General features: G+C 70.6%; 3 protein-coding genes (1 of these 3 cut by a window edge). All 3 read left to right on the top strand.

From position 1 onward, the window contains the following. Tightly spaced (each overlapping or abutting the next), the 3 genes in view from AC6I72_RS36230 to AC6I72_RS36220 form a layout consistent with a single transcriptional unit that may run on beyond the window. Nucleotides 1-23528, top strand: the 3' portion of a protein-coding gene (locus tag AC6I72_RS36230) for a hypothetical protein (RefSeq protein WP_498005879.1). The gene continues 13072 nt to the left of window position 1, outside the view; only the last 23528 of its 36600 coding nucleotides appear in the window; the start codon falls outside the window, past its left edge; it ends in the stop codon at nt 23526-23528. Then, the gene (locus AC6I72_RS36225) at nt 23525-23974 is read left to right on the top strand and encodes a hypothetical protein (protein ID WP_498005877.1); all 450 of its coding nucleotides are present in this window, start codon (nt 23525-23527) and stop codon (nt 23972-23974) included. Before AC6I72_RS36230 ends, AC6I72_RS36225 begins: the two co-directional genes overlap by 4 nt. Next, nucleotides 23971-24633 (top strand): type VII secretion system-associated protein, encoded by a 663-nt coding sequence (locus AC6I72_RS36220; protein ID WP_498005876.1) that lies wholly within the window; start codon nt 23971-23973, stop codon nt 24631-24633. Before AC6I72_RS36225 ends, AC6I72_RS36220 begins: the two co-directional genes overlap by 4 nt.

The raw sequence follows: 24633 nt of genomic DNA, 5'->3' as shown, positions 1-24633 counted from the left end.
CAGCACCCGACATGCTGAAACAGCTGGCGCCTTCCTTCGGCAAGCTCCCGGCGGAGCACTGGAACAGACTCCTGACCAGCGGGCGAATGTACGTCCTGATGGCGGAGCGGCAGGACAGCGCGCTGACCGAAGCCCTCCTGACCTTCCCCGAGGCGCTGCGCGAGGCCATCGCCCGCCCCGGGTTCACCACGGCATGGGATCATGGCACCACCGACGCGGAGTCACTCGCGCAGGCCGCTCTCGCAGACCCTTCACGACGCGGCGACCTGCTGTCCGCGATAGAGGCGAGCGGTCCCGCGCACCTGACGGCCGAGGGGTTCCCGCTCACCCTGGAACGCAGCGAACATGTCCGGCTTCTCACGGCCGGACTGTCCGCGCGAACGCCCGCAGAAGAACTCGTACCCCAGCTTTCACCAGACAGCGCCACCGATACCACAGAGGTACGGAACAACTATTCCGCTGTGCTGGCGGACGAGAACATGCGAGACGCGGCCATCGCCAACCCCGGCGTGGCCGAAGCCCTGCTTTTCAACTCGGAAATGCGGGAACTCATCTCCGTCCGCCCGTCGCTCCTGAGCCGGATCCAGGGGACCCCGGCCCTTCTGCCGCACCTGCTGAAGTTCTCCGGTCTCCCTCACCTCCTGGCTCAGCAGGACGTCGTCTTCGCTGAATTCACAGCAGATTCGTCCGTATGGTCCACCTTCCAGCGGAGCCGGATCGACTTCCTCGCCAAGAACCCGGACTACGCCTCGGTGGAAAGGGGGGAACTGAGCCGGAACGAGAACGGCCTCCTGCGTGAATTCGTCAAGCACAGCCCCGCCGCGACGAAGGCCATGATCAAGTGGCCCGGTGAGATCCTGGCGCTCATCGAGGCCCCGGAGACCATCGCGGCACTGCAGGAGGCCGGCGAGCCGGTCGTCCAGGCCATCATGGCCACGCCGGGACGCCTGGCGGCCGTGACCGAGATGAGCTACCTGGTGGGCTCCCTGAGCGACCTGCCGGAACTCGTCACGGCCCTCGCGACGCGTGTGGACGTGGCGGCCGACGAGACGGGCTTCACCCACCTGGTCGGAAACCGGGCCCTGACGAGCCGGCTGACGTCACACCCCGAACTCATCGGCCGCGTCCTGGACCCGGACGTGCTGCCGACGGCCCAGGCCGCCCCCGCCCTGGTGGACGTGCTCGCCCGCACCCCCGAAGAGTCGCGGGAGGCGCTGCTCGCCTCCCGGGTACTCCCCCTCATCAGCCGGTACCCCGCCCTGGCCGAGGAACTGGCCCGCGGGGACGACCTGCGCGGCGCGCTGATCGACCAGCCGCGCCTGGTGCGGCTGCTGGAGCGGGACGGGGGCGTGCTGAACGCCGTCCGCACCACGCCGGAGCTGGCCCGGGCGTTCCGCGCCAACCGCGCCCTGGTCGAGGTCGCACAGGAGGAACCCGCCCTCTGGGCGCTGGTGCAGCGGCACCCCGCCCTGGGCGGACTGCTGACCCGGCAGATCCGCCGCGAACTGCTGCGCCGGCCGGTGCTCACGGAGCGTGTCTCCGGCCTGGAACCGGTGGGCGAGGAGGAGGCCCGCTCCCTCGCGCCGCTGCTGCGGCGGTCGGCCCTGGCGCACCTGCTGGCGGAGCAGGACGAGCGCGCCGGCCTGTTCGCCGGCCGCTTCCTGCGGGAGCCCGCCTGGCAGGCGCGCGCCCACACCGACCCGGGCTTCGCCTCCGAGGTGCGGAACCTGATGCGCTCCGGCGCCGAGTTCGACGAGATACTGGCCGACGCCGATCCCGGTCGGCTGATCACCGCGCTGGACCGGCCCACGAGCGGTCTGCCGGCCCCGGCCGCAGCCGAACCGGTCACCGCCGGCCCTACGCCCTCGCAGGCCCAGGAGTCCCAGCCCGTCCCGGCGGAGCGGAACACCGCCGGCGACGCCCCCCGGCCCGCGCGTCCGCAGGCCCTGCCCGACCGGTTCGAGCACTCCGAAGAACTCACCGAGGCCCTGTCGGGACCCCAGGGCAAGGCCGTCGCCGAACGCCTGGCGCACGATCCCTCACTGCTTCCGCTGCTGCGCTCCGGCGCGCTGGACTGGCGGACGGTCGCGGAAGGCGGTTCCACCGCGCACAGCGCACGCGCCTACTTCGAACGCCACCTTCCCGCGGCCGACGAACACCTGCTCGACCACGAGATCCCGGCACTCCAGCGGATGCTGGGACCGTCCGGCTTCCAGCAGCACTTCCGCAGCTTCGTCTCGCAGCTCGACATGGTCCTCGACCCCGGGGTCTACGACCAGGTGATCAGGGAGGTCGAGGGCGCGGCCAAGCACACCTGGCGCGAGGTGGTCCGCGACCGGCTGGCGGCATGGGACGCGGCACGCGGCGAACGGGCACGGCGCTTCGCCTCGTTCCGCCCGCACCTGCCCACCACCTGGAGCATGAGCGACCGGGTGCACCTGACGGACACGGTACAGAAGATCGGCTTCACCGAACTCGAACTCGGTGTGGTCAGGAGGCTGGCCGACCTCACCGGCATCCGGGAGCGCGGAGCCCCGACGGTCAACAGGCCCCTGCACGCGCACCTGAACGGCGGCAGCGGCGGCGTCGCGTTCTTCTACGCGCTGGCCCCCGACGGGCTGGTGGACACCGTCGTGTACGCGAAGAGCACGGACCGGGGCGGAGCGAGCGGCAACGACTACCGGTGGAACGGCGCGGGCGACCTGATCGCCGGTCCGCCCAGGCTGGAGCACATCGCCAACAACCCCCACCTGCTGCGCTCGGAACACCTCGTGCGCCAGGTCCGGCAGAACACCCTGGAGCAGCCGGGGCCGTCCCCGTCGTGGGCGCCCGCTCTCGGCTCCCCCATGACCGTCGAGACGGCCGTCGTGGACCGGGCGCACCGGCTCGCCTCCGCCACCGCCGAGTACCTCACGGCGTTCGATGCCCTGGCCGCCTCGGGCTCCTCGGCCCGGTCCCCCGAGTCCCTGCGCCAACCGGCGGCCGCGCTCGTGTCCGCCGCCCGGACGCTGCGTGATCTCGGCGCCGACGTCACCGCGGGCCGCGGCGCGGGCGCGGCCACCGTCCCCGCTCCGGTGCGGTCCCTGCACGAGGAACTGCACCCGGCGCAAACGGCGACCGACGAAGACCCGGCACGGCCGGGATCCGAAGCGGAATGGCACCTGAGCACCTTGGTCACGGCCTGGGAGGCGGGCCGCGAACCCGCCGCCAGGGCAGTGGCCACGGCTCTGCGGGAACCCGCGCGGACGGACGTCCGCGCCTCGGACCGTGGGCCGGTGACCACCGGCCTGCCCGGCGCGGGCCGCGAGACGCCCGGCGCCGACGACCGGATCGGCGCGGCGGTCAGGACGTACGGGCTCGAGGACCTGCCGCGGGACCTGGTGGGTGCGGCCTACCGGGCGTACACCGGGCTGCGTCCCCAGCCCCTGCGCCTGGACCCGGTCGCGGCGCGGCAGGACCGCGCCGAGTGGGGAGCGGACGTGCGCTCCCTGGTGGAAGTAGTGCTGGCGGAGCGGCCCGAGGACGCGGGTACGGCGGGCCGGGACGGCGGCGTCCCACGCTCCGTGGAGGAGATCCTCGAAACCGAAGCGGGACGCCTCGTGGCCGCGCGGGAGGGTTACCGGGACTCGGTCTCGGCCTCCGACGTGCGCCTCGTGGCCGCGCTGCGCGGCGACTCCGCGTTCCGTACGACGCTGTCCTCGCTGGTCACCCGGCAGCTTCGGCGTGACGGGGACGGGACGCGCGAGCCGGACCTCGACACGCTCGTCGGCGTCTTCAAGGACCTGCCCCCCGGCGAACGCCGGGTGCGGGACATCGAGGCCCTGGCGTCGTCGATCGCCGGCGCCTACCGCGCAGGACACCGCCCCGCACCCGACGGCGAGACGGAACGGGCCGCCCTCTACGAAGAGTTCGGTCCGGCCGTCCTGCCCAGGAAGGTGAAGGAGCACGAGTACGACCCGGCCGCCGCCGCGGACGACGGGGCCGAGGCGCGCCCCGTCCGGCTGAATCCTCTCTGGTACCGGCTGGAGGACTTCCCGCCGTCCCTGCTGGAACGTACCGAGGGACGGTGGCTCTACACGGTGGACGCCGAGGGCGAGGTGTTCATCGGGTCCGAGGACCTGGAGTCGGTCCTCGGCGAGGCCGGGCTGCACAGGCTCTGGGAGGGCATGCGCGAGAAGGATCCCGGGCTCACCCTGAGCCGGTTCAAGAACTCCCTCGGGGACCTCGGCGTCCCCACCCTCGCGGCCGGCTTCGATCCCGGCACCGGTGTGACGCGGGTCGGTCGCGGCCGGGTGAGCGGTGAGCTGCTGCACAACCCGCTGACCGGACTCTGGGAGATCGACGCCTCGAGCCGCTACATGGGGCGTGAGGTACGCCCGGGGTACGGCTCGGACGAGATCGCGGGGTGGGTGCGCAACGCCGCCGACAAGATGAGCGAGGCCCTGGGCATCCCGCTCGTCGCCGTCGGCCCCGACGAGCCCCGTCTCGGCAAGCACGTACGCGTGTCGGGCACCGGCACCCCCGAACTGGACCAGCGGTTCGGGCCGCTGGCCGGCCCGAAGAAGGTGAAGGGCCACGAGAGGGACCTCCACGACGAGGACCAGGGGGCCGTACGGCTGAATCCGCTGTGGTACCCGCTGGACGACTTCGACCCGGCCTTCCTCACGCGCAAGGGCGCTGTCTGGCACTTCGCCGTCGACGAGGAGGGCGAGATCCGCATCGGCAGCGAGAAGCCGCTGAGCATCCTCTCCGACGAGGAGTGGCGGCAGCTCGCCGACGGTATGACGGCGAAGGACTCGACCCTGACCGAGGACCTGCTCAAGGAAGCACTGACCCTCCAGGGCCACCCCACGGTCGCGGCGGGCTTCACCGAGGAGGGCCGTGCCGTGCTCCGCCCGGCCCGCGTCGCCGGGGAGCTGTCGTTCAACACGGAGACCGACCGGTGGGAGGTGACCGACAAGTCGGGCCGCCACATGAGCGAGAAGGTACGGCCCGGTCTGCGTCCGGAGCAGGCCCGCGACTGGCTCGACTCCGTCGCCGGCGTCATGACGGAGCGTTTCGGCGTACCCGTCTCGCCGGTCCTCTTCAAGACCAGCCGGCCCGCCCCTCCCGTCACCCGCCTGGCTCCCATCGACGAGGTCGCGGAGCCCGCCGGGGAGACGTCCGGCCGGCCCGGACTGGACGGCGCCCCCCGCGCGGACCTCGCCGACCTCCTCGTCGACGTCGCGGACCGCCCCAACGCCGCCACCGCGCCGCCCCACCGTCTCCTGGCCCAGGCGCTGCGCGAGCGGACGGACGGGCTGCCGGCCCGGGAGGGCACGCACGGCACCGTGCTGAGCCTCGACACCCGGCGGCTGGAGCAGAACGCCCTGCGGCACATCGCGGGCTGGGCGGAGCGCACCCTGCGCTCGGACCTGGAGCACACCGGCGCCGAACCCGACGCCGCGATCCGCGAACAGCTCGCCGCCTACGAGGACCTGCGGACCGCGCGCGGCCCGCTCGCCGGTGACCCGGAGGACCTGCTCGCCACGGTCGTCGGCGACCTCGGGGCGGTCCGCTCGCGGATCGACGCCGACGGCAGCCTGCCGCCGCTGCAGCCGCCGGTCCTCCGCGTCCCGCACGACCTGGCCGCGGTCGAACACCTCCTGCACCGGCTCTCCGGTGACCTGGGCACCCACCTGCGCCTGGATGTCCGCTTCTCCGACGGCGCGTGGCACACCCGCTGGGCCGACCCCGACGGGCGCGTCCACGCCTTCGACCCGCTCGACGAGCGGGCGCCCGGCACGGCGGGTCTCTCCGCCCGGCAGGCGCAGGACGCGGGCCTGCTCTCCCCCGCCCGGCGGGCCCTGGTGGACGAACTGGGCCTCGACGAGCGGGAACTGGCCACGGTCTACCGGACCTCCTGGCAGACGGGCCGCACCTTCGACGAGGCGGTCCGGCTGGAGACCGCGAGCCGTCACGAGCGGCTGGCGGTCCTCGACCGACGCCTGCCCGGCCTGCTGCCCCGGGTGCGGGAGGCCCTGGCGGCCGGCCCCGCCGGGGAGGCGCCGCACGAGCCCGGCGGCACGGCCGGGGAGGGCACCCCCACGCCGGACACCATGCCGCGCCATCCGCTGGCGGAACTGCTCACCGTGGTGCGTACGCAGGCATTTTTGGAGCGCGAGGCGCTCGTCTCCCTCGTGGACACCGCGACGGCCCTCCTGCCGCCGTCCCCCGCACGGCCGGAGACCGCCGCGGCCGCGCCGGGGAACTGGCCGGCGATCAAGCGGCTGATGGACGAGTCGTCCTTCGTCCGCACCGAGTTCGACCCACGGGCCGAGGCCGTCTGGCTGCCCGGCGCCGACCGCGCCGCGGCGCAGGAGGTGGCCGGGTTCTCCGACCCGGACCACGTCCTCGTGTTCACACCCGCCGCGCGTCCGGGCACCGCCGACGGTTCCGGCGTGCCCGTCGACCGGCTGGCGACGTTCCTCGCCGTCGAGGCCCCGGGCAAGACGCCGGTGCTGATGGGTCCGGACGGCGACGTCCTGGCCGCCCGCCTGACCCACCACCTGGGACGGCCGGTGATCGGCAGCCGGTTCGGCGTGACGGCGGACCCGGCCCGGGGCACCCTGTCGGAGCGTCCCGACCCGCACGGCATCCGCGAGGGCTCCGGCCTGCGCGTGTACACCCCGCAGGAGACGCGGGGCGACCAGCTTCCCTTCGACCTCGGTGTCGACCACGAGATACGGATCGCGCCGTGGCAGTCCGAGGACGGCTCCGCGCTGCGCGGCAGCGGCCCCGCGCCGCACAACCCGGTGCTCGGTGACGCGGTCGACGCGCCGCCCGCCGTGCGTTCCACCGGCGTTCCCCGGTCGCAGCTGCCGCATGTGGCGCAGGTCGTGCGGCAGTTGCGCGACCTCGTGGAGGGGCAGGGGCTCACGGTCGAGGAGTCGGTGTGGACGCTCCTGCCGCACCGGCTGCTGAGCAACTACCGCTACCTGCTGCCCGCCCCGGACGAGACACCGGCCCCGGGCGCCGGCTGGCGCAGCGGTCTCGTGGTCCCGCTCGGCCCGGCCGAGGCGCTGGTCACCCTCGACCCGACCGCCCCGCGCGCGGTCCTCGACCCCGCGGGGTCCTACGACCGCCCGCTGACGCAGAGCACCGGCACCGACGCACCCGGCGAGGCACGGCCGGAACCGCTGGGCCGCCCGCAACGGCCGGCCCGACTGGCGCGCCCGCCGCGGCTGGAGACCATCCCGGAGGAGGGCGGCGAGGGCACCGCCGAAGCGGCGGACGGCACAGCGGCTCAGGGCGGTACGGAACGGAGGCTCCAGGAGCGCCTGTTCGGTCCCCGGACGGACTCCTCCAGCCGCTTCCGCGCCAACCAGAGCATCAAGGGCACGTACTTCACCGGCGCGCACGCGCAGACCCACTCGGGCAACACCAGCGCCACCCGCCTCGGCGCGTCGGTGACGTACAACCTCGGTCTCCTCCCGATGGGACCGAACGGCCTCTACGGCGGTCTGCGGCTGACCGGCACCGCCAACGCGTCGTCGCGTTCCACCACGCACATCGCGGACGCCGAGGGCGGCCACGTCGAGGTGAGCGACGCCGAGTCCCAGCTGCTCGCCTACGAGGCCGAGTGGTCGGTGAAGCTCCGTACCGACCCGGCGCAGCAGTGGGCCGACACGCCGCCCGCCGAGATCCGGACCACCGGTGACGAACGCCTGATGCTGTACGTGCCCGAGCACTACCTCCAGGATGCCGGCTCCCATGTCACCGCCACGGGCGAGAACGTCCTGCCGGAGCGGCTGCCCCAGTTCCACTACGCCTCGGGCCTGACCGGGCTGCCCACACTGCTGGACACCGTCGCCGGCGAACTGGACCGGCAGGGCATCGGCCTGCCGCTGGGCTCGACGGCGCGCAACGAGCTGATCCAGAAGCTGTGGAACCTCGACGCCCACCTGGACGAGGCCGTCAACAAGTCCAACGGCTACAGCTTCGAGATCAAGGCGGACGGCCGTACCGTGCTCATCGAGCTGCGCTCCCGGCGCCTGCCCGGTGCCGTGCCGGTGGGCGCGACGACGGACAGGGCCCCCGTGGAGAACGTCCGCACCGCCATCGACGGCGGGGGCGGCAGCCACACCCTGTCGCAGACCTCGGGTGTGACCCCGCTGGTCGCCGGGGCCAACGTCGGTGTCACGGACGACGTGACGGCGCTCAGCATCAGCGCCGAGGTCGGCTTCAGCGGGTCGACCTCCGACACCCTCAGCTCCGGCCGCAACGGCCTGTGGGTGCTCGTCCCCCGCTTCATCGGCTACACGGCGGCGTACGAGGTGGGGTTCCAGCACACCGTACGGGTGACCCCCCGGGGCATGGACTCGGTGGAGTCCGGTCCCGTGAGCGGCCGGGGCCTGGTGCGCATGCCGGAGCACGAGGCGTTCCGGCACGGGTTCCCGGTGGTGGCCGAGGCCCTCAAGCCCGAGCACGCCGCCAGGGTCGAGGAACCGCCGGAAACGGACGGCCAACCGCTCGTGCGCACCGTCCCCTACGCCGACGAGGCCCTGCGCCGCACCGGCCGCCGCGACGGCGACCCGCTCGAACGCCCGCTGCCCTCCTACATCGAGCAGGGCAAGGGCATCGGCATGGGGCTGGTCTCCGTCGACACCGGCACCGTCGAGTCGATCCGCAGCCAGCTGCGCGAGGAACTCGTGCAGCACGGGTTCCTGCCGGCCGATCCGGCCGCCGCGCTCTCCCAGTCCCACTGGTACTCGGACCACACCGAGCTGGAGAGCCTGCTGGACAACGTCAAGCTGTTCGACAAGCTGGTCTCCGACCGCGGTCTGGACTCGCACTACGACCAGATCCACCAGAGCGGCCTCAGCTTCACGCTGTTCAGGAAGACCCGCCACTTCACCTCGGACGCGGCGCGGGTCACCATCAAGGCCACCCGGTCCCCCGGCGACGCCGACGCGTACAAGGGGTCGACGGACAACTACGCCGCCGTCAACCTCGGCATGGGCATGGGCACCGCCGGGCAGGGCGCCGGCGGCAGCAGGCGGGTCTCCCTGTCCTTCCGGGTCAGGACCGCGCACGACCAGCTCAAGGGGGGTGCCCTCGGCATCGACCTGTTCCGCCAGGTCGGCGCCTCGCAGGAGGTCAGCTACCTGCACAACCGGCCCGAACTGCTGGAGTACCGGGGGCTCCTGCACGAGCACGAGTTGTACAGCGACTACACGGTGACCGTGGAGTACGAGCACAGCGGTGTGCGGGGCATGGTGCGCCCGGGTGCCCGCGACCCCGAGCCGATCACCCTGCCCCGTCAACGCGCGCTCACCCAGCTGCTGCCGCTCGGCGACGACAGCGACCCCGGCCTGCACCGCTCGGACCACACCTCGCCGGACGTGCTCAAGCACGGTGTCGTCTTCTTCCTGGACGCCAGCGGCCTGCACGAGGCGGCCACCGGCATCCTCGGCGACCTGACGGGACCGCACGGCAACGCCGACCAGGAGCTGAGGTCGTTCACCAGCACCATCCTGGTGCGCGCCTTCGCCAAGGAGATCCTCAACGGCCAGTACAGCAGCGACCAGTTCTTCGACAGCGGCCTGCTGCGGGACACCTTCGCCGGGGTGGACATCTCCGGCAAGATGGGCGCCTCGCGGTTCGCGGGGGCCACGGACCACCCGTTCGTACTGGGCATCATCCAGCTGGCGATGGGCCAGGTCCGGTCGGCCGACACCGCGTCCCGCGGGCTGGCCGTACCGGCGGTCTCCGTCACCGCCGGCGGCCCGCTCGACCCGGCCGCCCACGACCCCGGATCGCTCCAGGGCGGCATCGACATCAGTCACTCGCGGCAGCACAACGTACGCGAGCAGGGCGGACGGACCGGCGCGAAGGAATTCATCCAGCTCGACTTCAACCACGCCTACGCCTTCCTCACGACCACGGACTTCACCGTGCGCACCCGCTGGGAGGAGCACGGCAAGCTGCTTCCGTCCGCCCACACGTCGGCGCAGGAGTCGGTCGACGGCAGGACGATGCTCTTCCTGCTGTCCGAGCCGGAGGCGCTCGACCTGTACGGCCAGGGCGAACTGCCCCTGCCCGACCGACAGCTCGCCGACGCGCTCGACCGCTGGGAGCGGGAGGAGCTGCGACTGCGCGGCGACACCCTGGCGGCGGTGCTCACCCGCTGGGCGGATGACACCCCGGAACTCCCGGCCGAGCTGTCGGACCGCATGGGAGCGTCCAGGGAGGAACTGGCCGCGGTCCTCGCGGGCCTGCACCGCGACGGGGCGCTCATCATCCGCGACGACGCCGTCCGGGAGGCGTTCGGCCGACGGTTCGGCATCGACCTGGCCGAAGGCCGCGACCCGTACGCGGACCTCGTCTTCCCCGAGTACCTGACCCGCGAGGACCCCAGCGGCCGCGCGCTCGGGCACAGCGGGGTGCGCGACCTGGTCCACGACGACGGCCGGACCACGTACGACATCGTGCGGGCACACGTGGAGCAGGTCGCCCCGGGCCTCTTCTCCGACGCGGAGGTGTGGGTCGGGGACGGCCGGCGGATCGGCCGGATGCAGGGCGGTGTCAACACCTTGCAGGCCCTCCTCGCCAAGGGCCGCGACCTGTCGTTCATGGACGACCTGCTGCACCGCGAGGGCTGGAAGCTCTACTTCGTCAACCCCGAGAGGGGGAGGTGGGGCTGGCTCCTCGCCGACGTCGTCGAGGTGAATGTGAAGTCCCTCCTCACGTCGGCGCCCCGCGTGGTCGACTTCATCCCCGGCACCGGTCTGGAGAACTACAGCCACAACTACGTCGAGACCTGGCGCGGTGTCTCGCACGACCGCGGGATGTCGGCCAACCTGGCGCGGCTGGGCGGCGGCGAGAGCCACAGCTCCCACGGCGCCCGGCTGGGCGTCGGGGCGGGACTGCACCGCGGCGTCACCCGCGCCGAGTCGGCGGTCGCCGAACAGACCGTGTACGACTGGACCGGTCACTACCGGGTGCAGGTCGACGAGTCGATGACCGTGGGGGCGCGGCGCCTGACCATGGCCCGCCGACCGCTGAACAACTTCGTCCAAGCGGTGCTCCACCGCGACGACGCCATGGGTGCCGAGGGCACCAGCGAGACCGTCCCGGGCGTCCTGGAGCTCCAGATCCCCCGCGGACTGGCGGAGCACAAGCCCCTCGCCGGCCCGCGGCCTCGGCCGGACCTGCGCCCCCTGCCCGAACTGCCCAACGACGCGTACATCAGCAGCGCCATGGTGGACGACGCGCTGCCCGCGATGCGCGAGCTGCTCGTACGGATGTTCGGCAAGAACGCCGACGGCCTGACCACCCGGAGCGCGCTGCCCGTCAGCCAGCTCTTCAGCCGCACCCAGATGGGCAACCACCTGCGGGACGCGGTGGCGGGCAAGCGGGACCTGCTCGACGAGAACCTGTTCGTGCCGGGCGACTCCCGCAGGCGGGCCCGCGTCTGGCTCACCGGTGACCTCTTCGACCTCCAGGTGCTCGGTCCCGTCCAGAACACGGGTACCGGCCGTTACAGCAAGCACCAGAGCGGAACCTCCCACAGCGCCTCCCAGGACCACCCCCGGTTCACGGAGGCACTGAGCGACTCGGGTTCCGACACCCTGCACGTGGGCGAGAACCACGTGAACACCGTGTCCCCCGGAACGGACACCGAGCAGTCCCGGACCACCAGTGCCTCCGAGTCCGCGACGGGCACCGAGAACTACCGCCGCGAGGAGCACATCAAGCAGCAGGGCCCCGTCCAGCTCGTCCGGCTCCGCTTCCGCGGACAGCTGCAGGCCGAGCGCTTCAACCGCCACCTGTTCCGCGCGGACACGGCGAAGGGCGAGTACCGCAGCCGGACCTTCACCGGGGACGTGTACGCCGAGGTGTTCGAGAACGAAGTGGCCGAGCTGCAGAGCCGGTTCGCCGCCTCCGAGCACCTCGCCGACTCGGCGCTCACCCCGTGGCGGGAGCTGCGGGCCGCCGAGACCTTCGCACCGGAGGACGTCAGCCCGCACGACCTCACCGAGCTGATCATGGAGGCGGCCAGGCTGCCGTACGCCACCCCCGGCCGCCTGCACGAGCTGATCGCGGCCTCCGTACGGCAGACCGAAGACGGGACGCCGCGGCACCTGGTCCTCACCCTCGACGAGGACACGCTGCACCGGCGCGCGCTGGCCGAGACCTACCGCTGGGCCGTGCGGACCCTCACCCCGCTGGTCAGGGAGGCCCGGACCACCGACCCGACGTTCGAGGAACCGCGGTTCCTCCGCCGCTACCGGAACTACCTGGCCGCGAATCCCTCCGAGCTGTCGCCGCCGGCGGACCTGTCCTTCGACCAGGCCGTCACCGACGTCATCCAGCGGGTCAACGAGACGCGTGACCGGATCAGCGACGGCGCGGCCCTCGGGCCGGTGGAACTGCCGGCCCTCATGGGCGCGGTGGCCCTGGACCACCACCAGCTGCTCCGGGGCGTCGCCCAGGAACTGGGCACGCACCTCCGGGCCGACCTCACGCTCCCGGACCACGAGGGCGGAACCCGCCGGGTGACCCGCTGGGTGGAACCCTCCGGCCGGATCCACGCCTTCGACCCGCTCACCTTCGCCGGACTGAACTCCGGGCGGGCCGAGGACGCGGGCCTGGTGACACCGCAGGAGCGCGCGGCGGCGGACCTCCTGGGCCTGGACGACCAGGAGTGGGGCGCGCTCTACGAGACCTCGACGAGAACCGGCACGGACTTCGCCGGCCTCCTGCGCGAGGAGATCGACAGCCGTCGCTCCACGCTCGCCTCCGTCGACCCGAGGCTCCTGGACGCACTGGACACCCTTGACCGCACACCGGACGAAGAGCGCTCCGAGGACAGCGCAGAGGCCCTGGACACTCTCCGGGACCTGGCCCGCGGCCTGCCCTTCTCCCGGCCGGGACGGGACGAGGCGGCCCAGTTCGTACTGGACCGGCTGCCGGGAGCACGGACCGTGGCCGGTGACGACTCACAGACGCACGACGTCGTACCGGCCCTGGTCGCCGACACGCCGCCTCCGGTCGAGGAGACCCTCAGTCTCGCGGACCGCACGGCAATGGCGTTGCTGGCCGAGCCACCGCAGGCGCACGGTCCGTCCACCGCGGACGAGGGTGAGGCCGCCCTGTCCCTGCCCGGCGCCCCGGCCATGCCGCACCCGACCGAGCCCGCTCTCCAGGTCACTGCACCGCCGGAAGCCGCCGGCCTGCCCGTCGACAGTGCGGAAGCAGCCCCCGTGGTGACCGTGGCACCCGGTACGCAACCGCTCGCCCCCGAGAGCACCTCCGGCAGTTCCCCGACCCACCGGCCTGACGGCCAGACCCCCATGAGGACGGAGCTTCCGCACGAGGAGATCCCGACGGCCGTGTCCACCTCGAAGGCCGAGAGCGTCTTCGCCGCCCTCACGGGGACGACAGCTCAGGAGCCGGCGGGCGAGCACACCAGTATCCACAGGGAACCCGACAGGCTGGCGAACTCGGCGCCCGGCCGGGCCGGGCACATGCGCGGAACCGACGTCGACGGTCTCGGCGTTTCTATCGAACAGCTCCATGTTGCCGACGACCAGGAACCAGCAGCACCACCCCGCACCCAACCGATCGGCGATCTCGAAGGAAACGACGTCGGCCTCGACTACCGCACAGACCGGAACGGCGAGACGGGGGCAGCAGTCACCCGGCTGATCACCGCCGAATACACCACACTCCGCGGAGCCGTCCCATCCGAGGCGCCTCCCGAGGTGCCCAGCTTCGACGCACCCTGGCACCACCCTGACCAGACCCCGTTCTTCGTCGCCGCCAGACTCAGCCCCGACGGAGGCGTCCGGTTCGCCACCGCCAACGGCCGGTACGCCTTCACCCCCGAAGGATTCGCCGACCATCTCGCCGCGAACCCGCTCCTCGCCGCGCATCCCGCCGGGCCGATCGTCCTGCTCATCCCACAGGCCGCCGCCAACGGCATGTACCTGCCCCGCATCGTCGCCGCCCGCACCGGACGCGCCGTCTGGGCACCCGACGGCGGACTCACACTCGTCCCCAAGGCCACTCAAGGAACGCGCCCCGACGGCCAGGGCCAGGACACCCTGATCGTTCTCCGCTGGCCCAACGCCAACACACCGCCCAGCCGCTGGCTCGAAAGCACTCCCGACATCCTCGCCGACAACCCCCACGGCGAGCCCCACCACCGGATCCGCACATTCGGCGGACGCTTGGAAGCCTCCGAACTGGCCAGCTACACCATCGTCGACGGGAACGGAATCCACCTAGGCCGAGCCCTCTTCTCACCCTCCGAATTGATCCTACGAACATCCGATTTTCCCGATCTGGACAAGCAAACGGGATACTTCACCGCGGAAAAGTTCAAGCGAAGCGACGGAAGAAACGAGTTGGTGCAGAGAGGCGACGTGAAGCATCCCCTCCCCTGGAAGACAGATGGGAACGGGTCCCGCCCTTACTACGTCAATGCGCACGGGGTCGCTGGAGAGGTCAGCTTGCCCGACCGCCACGGCACCACCCACTCTGCAACGAGTGACGGATTCGGCCGTATGCTGAAACGACGGCCCAGCCTGCAGTTCGACCGCAACCGGGAAATAGTTCTTGTCATCTGCGAATCCGGATCACCCGACCGCGACGGCCTGATCGTCGGCCAACAGGTCGCCGACATCACCGGGCGCACCGTCCACGCCCCCATAGGGTCGGTCAGTGCCGATCTGTTCCTGACAGAAGCCGGCGGCTGGCGCACCTTCCGCCCCGGGCTCACACCCGAGCCCCAGCAGCAGTCGCGAGTACCTCGTCCCCTCCTTCGGCCATCCACTTCCGCCCTCACACGCGGCACCGACCGGCCCGCGAATTCAGCGCCACACCGGGACTGGCGCATGCCTGCCACCGGCAGTGGCGGCCCGGGTGCTGCAAGGGTTCTGCCTGCTGTTCCTGGTGGTCACCAGACCACCATGCAGCCCTACGCCCAATCCATCAGAGGCCACGGCGGCACCCGCACCGGCATGGACTACCGCACGGACCACCGCGGACACATGCAAGCCCCCCTGCCCGGACTGATCACCGCAGGATTCACCACCCTCACCGGCCCGATCCCCTACGAAGCACCCCCCACCACCCGAGGCACCGACGCACCCTGGAACGACCCGGCCCACAACCCGTTCTTCATCGCCGCCGACCTCGGCCCCCACGGCATCACCCTGAGCACCCCCCAGGGCCTGCGCACCTACACCGCCGAACAGTTCGCCGACCACCTCGCGGCCACCCCCGCCCTCCAGCAGCACCCCGCCGGACCGATCGTCCTGCTCATCCCCCACGCCGCCGCCGGCGGCATGCACCTGCCCCGCACCATCGCCGCCCGCACCGGACGCACCGTCTGGGCACCCGACGGCGGACTCGCCCTCCTCCCCCAAACCACCCAAGGACTCCACCCCGACGCACGCGGCCTGACCACCTGGATCACCCTCCACCAGCCCGACACCAGCACACCCCCCAGCCGCTGGATCGGCAGCACCCCCAACATCCTCGCCAACAACCCCCACGGCGCCGAGAGCCTCCACCAGCAAGTGGCCACCCACACGGGAACGGTCGCGGCCGCCGGGCTGAACAACTACACCATGGTCGACGAGAACGGCCGCCACCTCGGACGCGCTTACTTCAGGCCTGCCGATTGGGTGGTCCGGGAGCCTCTCACCGAAGAGATGGCCAGGCAGACACACTTCACCCCCAGCCAGCTCACCGCAGGACCCGACGGAAGAATGGGCCTGGAATTCCTCAACACCCGACCGGTCCCTCTCCCCTGGAAGACCCGGGACCAGAACGGCCGGATCAGGTATCCCTACTTCCTCATGAGTCACGGAAACCCCCGCAGTGTTCCGATGTACGACGCGGACGGAAACCGGCACCTGCTGACCGGTACAGGAATCGGCAACCTCCTGAAAAGGAGGCCGAGCCTCGAGTTCGATCGAGGACGGGAAATCGTGCTCAACGTGTGCAACACCGCGTCCGCTGCCCCGGACGGGACGATCATCGCCCAGCAGGTGGCCGACATCACCGGGCGCACCGTCCACGCACCTCTGGGCGAAACCACCCCGCACTTCAGAGCAACAGAAGCCATCGGTCCCGCCTGGCGCACCTTCCGGCCCCAGCACCAGCCCCAGCACCAGCCGTCCAACCCGCCCCGGCCTCCGCGCAGCGGCAACCCACCACGACCGCTGCCCCAGCCTGTACGCCGACTGCCCCAGACACCGGGAAGCACGACATCAAGCCGCTACCCCGTCACGAACTCCGAACGCCACCAAGGCAACCTCCGCATACCCGGCGGCAGTGGCGCCCACGGCTTCAGCGTCCAGTCCGCTGATTCCGGCGGTCACCACACCGCAACGCAGCCCTACACCCAGCCGATCACCGGACACGGCGGCACCCGGTTCGGTCTTGACTACCGCACCAGCCAGTACGGCAACACGCAGCTGCCCATCAGCGGGCTCATCACCGAAGGAGTCGTCTCCTTCACCGGTCCCGTCCCGGCCGAGGCGCCGCCTGCCCTCCGCGGAGTCCACGCACCCTGGGCCCGCCCGGGCAGCACCCCGTTCTTCATCGCGGCCGACCTCGGCCCCCACGGCGGCGTCCAGGTCACCGCGGCCCACGGCCTCCAGACCTTCACCGCCGAACAGTTCGCCGACCACCTCGCGGTCACCCCTGCCCTCCAGCAGCATCCCGCCGGACCGATCGTCCTCCTCGTCCCCTACTCCGCCGCCGGCGGAATGCACCTGCCCCGTGTCATCTCGGCCCGCACCGGACGCACCGTCTGGGCGCCGGACGGCGGACTCGCCCTCGTCCCTCAGGCCGTACACGGACCCCACCACGACGGGCGGGGCCGGAACACCTGGATCGTCCTCCACCGCGCCGACCCCGAAACCCCCGTGAGCCGCTGGCTCGGCAGCACCCCCAACATCCTCGGCAACAGCCCCGACGGCGAACCCAGCCACCCGATCGCCGCCCTGGACGGTCCGGTAAGGGCCTCCGACCTCGTCAGTTACACCATGGTCGACAGAAACGGCTACCACCTCGGGCGAGCCCTGTTCACACCGGTCGAATGGGTCTGGCGGGAACCGGATTCCGACGCCATGTCCCAGCAGCTGACGTACGGCGTCGCCGAGCAACGATGGGAGAACGGCGCTGTATCGATGCATCCGGTAGACGGCCTCGAATACCACCTCCCCTGGAGGGTCAGAAAGCAGCAGGCACCTCCCTACTTCTACGCCAGCCACGGGGAGAGGGAATACGCCAAGGTCCTGGACCGGCACGGCCGCCTCCACCGGCTGACCGGCCAAGGACTCGGCAACCTGCTGAGAAGGCGCCCCAGTCTCGAAATGGACCGCCACCGGGAGATCGTCCTCGCCAGTTGCAACCTCGGCTCCCCCGCTCCCGACGGAACGGTCATCGCGCAAGAGGTCGCCGACGTCACCGGGCGCGTCGTCCATGCGCCCGCGGGCATGACCCGCAATGACCTGAGCGAGGCAGAGGTCGGTGGTTGGCGCACCTTCCTCCCCCGGACGACATCTCAGCTCCAGCAGCAGTCAGGAGTCCCCCATAGTCTTCTCCCACCGCCCGCCTTCGCACCCGGATCCGGCCGCCCCGCGAGTTCGGCACCGGCCCGCAACTGGGGCATGCCCCGTACCGGCAACAACGGCACCGACAGCTTCCCGGGGCAGGCCGACGGCTTCAGCGGCTACCTGACCGCGGCACAGCCCTACACACAAGCCATCGGCAGTCACGTCGGAACTCGGCCCGGGCTCGACTACCGCGCGGACGGGCGCGGCCGTATGCCGGCACCCGTGACCCGTCTCATCACCGACGGATTCACCACGTTCACCGGTCCCGTTCCCTTCGAAGTACCTCCCGCCGTCCGCAACAGCGACGCGCCCTGGAACCGCCCGTCCGAGACGCCCTTCTTCATCGCGGCCGAGCTCAGCCCCCACGGCGGCGTCGAGACCGTCACTCCTCACGGCTCGTACACGTACAGCGTCGAAGAGTTCGCCGACCACCTCGCCGGGAACATGCTCCTCGCCATGCACCCAGCCGGACCGATCGTCCTGCTCATCCCCCACGCCGCCGCCGGCGGCATGCACCTGCCCCGCACCATCGCCGCCCGCACCGGACGCACCGTCTGGGCGCCGGACGGCGGACTCGCCCTCGTCCCCCAGGCCACCCAAGGGCTCCGCCCCGACGGACGCGGCCTCATGACCCGGATCGTCCTGCACCAGCCCGACACCAGCACACCGCCCAGCCGCTGGCTCGGCAGCACCCCCGACATCCTCGCCGGCAACCCCGACGGCGAACCCCGCCATCAACTCCGCACACTCGACGGACACGTACCGGCTTCCGACCTGACCACCTACACCATCGTGGACCACAGCGGCCGTCACCTCGGACGAGCCGTCTACACGCCTTCCGACCTGATCACCCGGCTGCCGGGCTTGCCCACTCTGGCCGAAAGAACGACCTACAGCACCGGCGAGGCGCGCCGGGAAGAGGGCGGATCGTGGCTGTACCCGACGGACAACGTGGCGTTCCGCCTCCCCTGGAAGAACGGCAGCGAGAGAACTGTCCCCTACTTCTTCTCGAACCACGGGCACAGGCAGTTCACCGAGGTCCATGACCTTCGCGGCCGCACACATCGTCTGACCGGTCAGGGACTCGGCCAGCTACTGAAACGACGGCCCAGCCTGCAATTCGACCGCGACCGGGAAATCGTCCTCGTCTCCTGCAACGTCGCGGCCCCGGGGCCTGACGGCGTGGTCATCGCCCAGCAGGTCGCCGACATCACCGGACGCACCGTCCATGCCCCCGCCGGCGAAACCAGTACCGATCTCGCGCTGGCGGAACCCGGCGGCTGGCACACCTTCCGCCCGCGGACCGAGACCCAGCCCCCGTCCCCACTTCAGCGCCGCCTGCCACCCACACCCCGTCCGCTGCCCGAACCACCCCGGCGCCTTCCCCAACCGCCCGCCTACGCACCCGGCACCGGCCGTCCCGCGAACTCAGCACCTTCCCGCAACTGGCGGATGCCTGGTGCCGGCAGCAACCGCACCGATGGTTTCCCGGGACAGTCCGCTGTTTCCGGTGGTCACCCCACCACAGCACAGCCCTACGCCCAATCCATCAGAGGCCACGGCGGCACCCGCACCGGCATGGACTACCGCACGGACCACCGCGGACACATGCAAGCCCCCCTGCCCGGACTGATCACCGCAGGATTCACCACCCTCACCGGCCCGATCCCCTACGAAGCACCCCCCACCACCCGAGGCACCGACGCACCCTGGAACGACCCGGCCCACAACCCGTTCTTCATCGCCGCCGACCTCGGCCCCCACGGCATCACCCTGAGCACCCCCCAGGGCCTGCGCGCCTACACCGCCGAACAGTTCGCCGACCACCTCGCGGCCACCCCCGCCCTCCAGCAGCACCCCGCCGGACCGATCGTCCTGCTCATCCCCCACGCCGCCGCCGGCGGCATGCACCTGCCCCGCACCATCGCCGCCCGCACCGGACGCACCGTCTGGGCACCCGACGGCGGACTCGCCCTCCTCCCCCAGGCCACCCAAGGACTCCGCCCCGACGCACGCGGCCTGACCACCTGGATCACCCTCCACCAGCCCGACACCAGCACACCCCCCAGCCGCTGGATCGGCAGCACCCCCAACATCCTCGCCAACAACCCCCACGGCGAACCCCGCCATCAACTCCGCACACTCGGCGGACACGTACAGGCCTCCGACCTGACCAGCTACACCATCGTCGACCAGAACGGCCGCCACCTCGGACGAGCCCACCTGACACCCACCGACTGGCTCATCAGAGAGCCGGGCTCTTCAGCGCTCGCCCTCCGAACCCACTACGCGCCCGCCAGCACCATCTACGCGGCCGACGGCAGGCAGGGCCTGGGCATCATGAACGTCCCCCAGGTCCAACTCCCCTGGGCGACCACCGGCCGGCGATCCGCGCCCTACTTCTATATGGCTCACGGGAGTCACCACCGCGTCCCTGTACACGACTCACGCGGCAACACCCACTCGCTGACGGGAGAGGGACTCGGCAATCTCCTGAAGCGACGGCCCAGCCTGCAGCTCGACCGCGACCGGGAAATCGTCCTCGTCTCCTGCAACACCGCAGCCCCCGCACCCGACGGAACAGTCATCGCGCAACAGGTCGCCGACATCACCGGCCGCACCGTCCACGCCCCCTGGGGCGCCACGACACCAGACCTGGAAGCAGCACACCACGAAGGCTGGCGGACCTTCCGCCCCCAGTCCGAGCACCAGCAATCCCACTCGTCCCGCCCCCGCCCCGCTGCGCCCCCGCGCCCCCGAGCACTGCCACAGCCCCCCGCACACCCGAACAACGTCCGCTACCACATCAACTCAGCTCCCTCCGGGGACGGGCCCATGCCCGCAACCGGCAACGACGGCCCCATCCCGAGCCGATCCGGCGCCTCCAGCGATCACCACCTCCCCGCCCAGTCCTACAGCCAGGCCGTTTTCGATCACAACCTGTCCGTGACGGGGCTGGACTACCGGCACGACGAGCGCGGCCACATGGTCGCTTCACTGCGCAGGCTGATCACCACGGGATACACGTTTCTCACCGGCCCTGTCCCGCCCGAGGCGCAACCTGACGCGCGCGGAGCCGTCGGGCTCTGGCAGCGTTCCGGCATGCCCCCCTTCGTCATTGCAGCAAACCTCACTGCTGACGGCGTCACCATGAACACGCCGCGGGGCCTGCGCGCCTACACCGCCGAACAGTTCGCCGACCACCTCGCGGCCACCCCCGCCCTCCAGCAGCACCCCGCCGGCCCGATCGTCCTGCTCATCCCCCACGCCGCCGCCGGCGGAATGCACCTGCCCCGCACCATCGCCGCCCGCACCGGACGCATCGTCTGGGCACCCGACGGCGGACTCGCCCTCGTGCCCGTTTCCCAGCGGGCAGTCCGTCCTGATGGGCGGGGCCAGGCCACCTGGATCGCACTCCACCGACCGGACTCGAACACTCCCCCCAGTCGCTGGCTCGCCAGCACCCCGGACATCCTCGCCAACAACACGCACGGCGGACCGCGCCACCGACTTTCCACACTCGGCGGGCACGTACAGGAAACCGATCTGACGACCTATACCCTCGTCGACGAAAACGGCCACCACCTCGGGCGGGCCACATTCTCGACCTCGGACTGGCTTAATCGAGTATCGGACTCTGTTAATTATGGACGCCAATCGACATATCGCTACGGCAAGTCCACGCAGAACGGAACGGTCGAAGCAATAGGCCCTCATCTCCCTCTCCCCTGGGTGACCACAGGCCGACAGAAAACTCCTTACTTCTTCGCCGGTCATGGCACGCGCCAAAACGTCTGGGCTTATGACTCAAAAGGCCGCAGACATGAACTGACCGGTCCGGGGGTCGGCAATCTACTGAAAAGACGTCCCAGCCTTCAACTCGATCAGGATCGGGAAATCGTCCTTCTCGTCTGCAGCGTCGCAGCTCCGGGGCAGGACGGAACAGTTGTCGCACAACAGGTCGCCGACATCACCGGCCGTACCGTCTACGCTCCATCAGGCAGGGTCGCCCACGATGCTTCCATCGTGGAAGAGGGCAGCTGGCGCAGCTTCCGCCCCCACGCCCGACGTCCGCAGCCCGAAACTCCCATTTCCCCGTCACCCGAAACCCACAGCAGTGAGAGAGGGGGCCACGCCCGAGGCACGTCATTGTCCCAGCCGCAGCAACTCGAGCACACGGCAGCCGAAGAGACCTCTCCACAGGACCAACCAGATGTCACTGCACCGCAAGGCTCCTGGGCCCATAGCCGATCGACGACCTTTCCTGGTGTCCCACACTCACTTGAGACCTCGGCTTTTGCTTTTGCGGAGCACCCACCAACTTTCGAGGAGATTCCCCGTTCTGCAGTCATGAGTCAATGGGTGGTCAGCCACGGTGCGCTGATCACAGGCGTTGACTACCGTTACGGCCGTGATGGCCGATTGGCCACTGCGATCGATCCTCCAATTACCGAGCGGTTCCTTCATTACCATATGCACCGGCTACCTGAAGAAGTTCCCCCAGGTACTAGAGGAGAGGCGTCCCCGTGGGGCGAGATTGCACCCATAATGGTAGTCGCTGACAGATCTTCCTTCGGCGTGACAGTAACCTCTCTCAGTGGGCCGACAGAGATATCCTTCTCGAATTTTTCCAGGCACGTGCGCAGAGTCATTGAGTATCACGGGTTCCCAGCAGAGGCTCCTATAGTTCTCGTCATGCCGTACGCTGCGGCGGGACGGATCGAGTTGCCGCGCACTTTGGCAGCCCATACCGGCAGAGATGTATGGGCCAGCGACGGACCAGTCGCGCTTTTGAAGGAAAACGGGAGAGGAGCAGCGACTACCTGGATTGTGCAGCATGAACCGACCGGCATCGCCGTAAGCCGTTGGATCGTCAGTCGACCGGGCGCTCTCAACTCGTTCGCCGACCAACCCGAGCGCATTCATCTGACGGCCACCACCGGAGAGACCGTTCCCGCCTCGGCCCTCCTGACTCACACGCTCATCAACGAACACGGAGAACCCATCGGTCAGGCCGTCGACACAGCGGAGGATTGGCCTCTTTTCGAGGAGGAACTGCGTGAGCTGAACAGGGTGACGACCTACCGGACAGGTGAGGGATACGTCACCGAGCAGGGCCGCGGAGCCGTACGCGCCCGCCCGAACGCGCCGTACCGCGCTCTGCCCTGGGTGCGGGCGGGTGAGCAATCCACCCCGTACTTCTTCGTGACTCATGGAGACATGGGGGTGCTCAAATTGCCCACCCGCACAGGCACCATCCTGCCCATGTCTGGGGAGGAAGTAGGCCGCTTGCTCGCCCAGGTGCCGTTGATCTCGCAGCGACCGTACGCTTCGATCGTTCTCGCTGCGTGTTTCAGCGGTTACGACGCAGAAAACCCGTTGAACAGCGTCGCCCAGCGAGTGGCTGATGTCACCGGTCGCACGGTGCACGCGCCTTGGTCCAAGGTGTCCAACGCCTTGGACCTGGTCGAGGGCCAGGGTGACCAGGACGGCCACTGGTTCACCTATCACCCCCGGCAACGGCACCCCCAGCCGGAACACCCCTACCGACTGCCGGCCCCACCTCACCGGTACACGGCACCTCGCCAGGAGATCCGTGGGGGCACGTACGGCTGGGCCCGCTCCGGTCCCGCGTCCGATGAGTCGGCAGCGACCACGGGAAGGCCGTACCGCAAGCTGATTCCCGCAAGGGACGGCAGTTCGCTGTCCACGGGCTTGGACTACCGCCCCGACAGCGCTGGACACCTGGAGCCCGAAACGCCCTCACCGTGGACGGGTAAATTCCCGGCACACACCGGGACCACCTTCCCTCCGTCATTCCGGTGGACAGTCAGGAAACTCCCGCACCCTGGGGGAATGCCCGACCGGTCATCATCGCCGCCGAGCTCACGCCCGGAGGCGTCGTCGTGAGGAACGTGAACGGTCGCCAGACGATCAGTGTTCACCGGTTCGCACGGCTCGTGGCATCGGAGACGGCAGTCCTCAGCCACCCCCTTCATTCCCCGATCGTGCTCGTCGTCCCGAACGCGGCAGCGGGTGAGATGCACCTTCCCCGTATGCTCGCCCATCTGACGGAGAGAACGGTATGGGCCACCGACGGAGAGCTTGCGCTGGTCACCGCCGACACAGACGGGCACGATCGCGAATCCGAGACATGGATACTCCTCCACCGACGCATCGGGGCTGACGGCGGACGCTGGCTCCGCACCCTACCGACCGACCTGGACGCACAGATCGCACGCATCGGAGACGCTTCCACCGATTCGTCGGTGGAGGTCGACCCGGACACCGGCGAAGGACGATGGAAGACCTTCCATCCCCGCAATTCTGAATCCTCAGCGAACGGAACAAAATGAGCGACGCTACACCGACCGGACCGGACGACACGAACCCGCTTTCCAACATCCCGGAAGAACTCCGCGAAGCCGCCAAGGCCGCCCCCGACCACTGGCTCGGCCTCGTCGACCCGGGCTGGCGCGGCGACGATGCGCCACCGCGCTGGACCGTGGCAGGCGAGTACCGCTCCAGCCCCGAGGGCGAAGTGGTGGAGTGGCGGGAGAACGAGGAGTACCGCCCCTCGCCGCTGGCGCTGGGGTGGCCCCAGCCGACCGATCCCGTGGACGAAGCGGTGCAGTTGGCCTCCACCGGCTGGGGGCCGCCGGAGGACGTCCCCCAGCGGCTGGCAGGAACGATCGTGGGCATATGGCTGGCACCCGACGGAACTCCGCTGCGGACTCGGACACCCGACGGCACGGCGGTTGTCCCCGTCTTCACCTCCGGCGACCAGTTGCAGGCCGCGAGCCAGTTCGCGACCAGCACCATCCCGGTGCAGGAACTGGCCGGTCTGCTTGACGCCGACGAGCAGCTGTATCTGAACCCGCTCAGCGTCGTCGCCATGGTCGTCGATCCCGGGGCCGTCCTCACTGCGGCGGACGCCGACGGGAAGGAGGGCAACGAAGCGGCGGAAGCGGCAGTGACCGGCACTTCCTCTGCGGACTCCCCTATTACGGCGTAA

The sequence above is a fragment of the Streptomyces sp. Xyl84 genome, from assembly GCF_059731885.1.
This window is presented reverse-complemented; position numbering and strand designations above follow the sequence as displayed.

What these genes read in the sequence shown, in the direction of transcription:
- AC6I72_RS36220 (WP_498005876.1), top strand. Translation starts at nt 23,971, where the DNA reads ATGAGCGACGCTACACCGACCGGACCGGACGACACGAACCCGCTTTCC.